1 protein-coding gene and 3 tRNA genes are annotated in these 1,309 nt (G+C 46.1%); all 4 read left to right on the top strand.

The genetic code is table 11. From position 1 onward, the window contains the following. The first annotated feature begins 71 nt into the window (after window positions 1-71). The 4 genes from EDI28_RS25750 (at window position 72) to EDI28_RS25735 (ending at window position 1,242) form a co-directional block, all read left to right on the top strand. Window positions 72-147, top strand: a tRNA-Phe gene (locus EDI28_RS25750). Between the two features lie 6 nt (window positions 148-153). After that, window positions 154-229: transfer RNA gene (locus EDI28_RS25745), tRNA-Asn, on the top strand. Window positions 230-405: 176 nt separating this feature from the next. After that, on the top strand, window positions 406-1,038 hold the full coding sequence (locus EDI28_RS25740; RefSeq protein WP_128786681.1) for a glutathione S-transferase family protein: 633 nt from the start codon (window positions 406-408) through the stop codon (window positions 1,036-1,038). 128 nt (window positions 1,039-1,166) lie between these two features. After that, window positions 1,167-1,242: transfer RNA gene (locus EDI28_RS25735), tRNA-Phe, on the top strand. The last annotated feature ends 67 nt before the right edge of the window (window positions 1,243-1,309 follow it).

The raw sequence follows: 1,309 nt of genomic DNA, 5'->3' as shown, positions 1-1,309 counted from the left end.
GTCGGCACCATTTCTTAGCAAGGTTGTGAAAGCAACAATGCAAAAGTTAAAGCCTAACCGCTTTTGCTTTTGCCTCGATAGCTCAGTCGGTAGAGCAGAGGATTGAAAATCCTCGTGTCGGTGGTTCGATTCCGCCTCGAGGCACCATACAATTCCCCTTTAGTTCAGTTGGTAGAACGGCGGACTGTTAATCCGTATGTCGCAAGTTCAAGTCTTGCAAGGGGAGCCAAATAAGAAAGCCTTGTCTTCGGACAAGGCTTTTTTTATATCTCACAAACGGAAGGCTGCCCTTCCCCATAAGCCTCCCTTCCAAAACGGCAAAAATACCTGAATACTTTGTGCTGCCTCCTTGTTTTAGTCTAAGTTTATATCCAAGCATCCTCATGAATTATCAAGGAAGACAGAGTGATCACGTTATATGGTTACCCTCGAACACGGTCTTTGCGCGTATCCTGGCTATTGGAAGAGCTTGGACTTGAGTGGCAGTATCATTTGGTTAACTTTGCCAAAGGCGAACACAAATCCGCAGAATACCTAGCACTTTGCCCTCAGGGAAAAGTCCCGACCCTTCATGATAAAAACATAGTCTTGACCGAATCAGCCGCAATTTGCCTCTATCTGGCGGAAAAATACGGCAAGCACTGGCTACCCAAACCGGCCACCGCTGAAGCTGCAAAACAGTTAGAGTGGATCAGCTTTATTATTACCGAACTAGAACAACCGCTATGGTCAATGGGAAAGCACAAGTTTGCCCTGCCCAAACCAATTCGCCTGCCAGAAATGCTCTCAGTGGCAAGCTGGGAATTTAAAAAAGCGATACAAACAGCGGAAACGTGGCTGCCCGCCAGCGAATTTCTCATTGGTAATTTTCCTACCGTTGCCGACATCCTGCTTACCCACACTCTAAACTGGGCCGTCAAATTTGATCAAAAGCTCCCCCCGAAGCTTGAAAAATACCGTCAGCACATGAGCGGACGACCAACTTTATTGCGAGCCCTAACCCAAGAACAACAGGCACTGGCTAACAATCAGCCGTGATATCTGGCACCTTCCCCTTGCTATAAAGTTCAAAATACGAACAATCAGCATAAAAAAACAAAGGTTGCACTTTTTTTATCAAAAAATCGTTGACGAAGAGGCTGAAAACCTTTTTAATGCGCCCCGTTGCCTCGATAGCTCAGTCGGTAGAGCAGAGGATTGAAAATCCTCGTGTCGGTGGTTCGATTCCGCCTCGAGGCACCATTTCTTCTCTTTTGAAAAAATGGTGCAAGCAACGAAAATATAATTCCCCCTTAGTTCAGTTGGTAGA

The sequence above is a fragment of the Photobacterium chitinilyticum genome, assembly GCF_004104355.1.
Taxonomy (GTDB): Bacteria; Pseudomonadota; Gammaproteobacteria; order Enterobacterales; family Vibrionaceae; genus Photobacterium; species Photobacterium chitinilyticum.
This window is presented reverse-complemented; position numbering and strand designations above follow the sequence as displayed.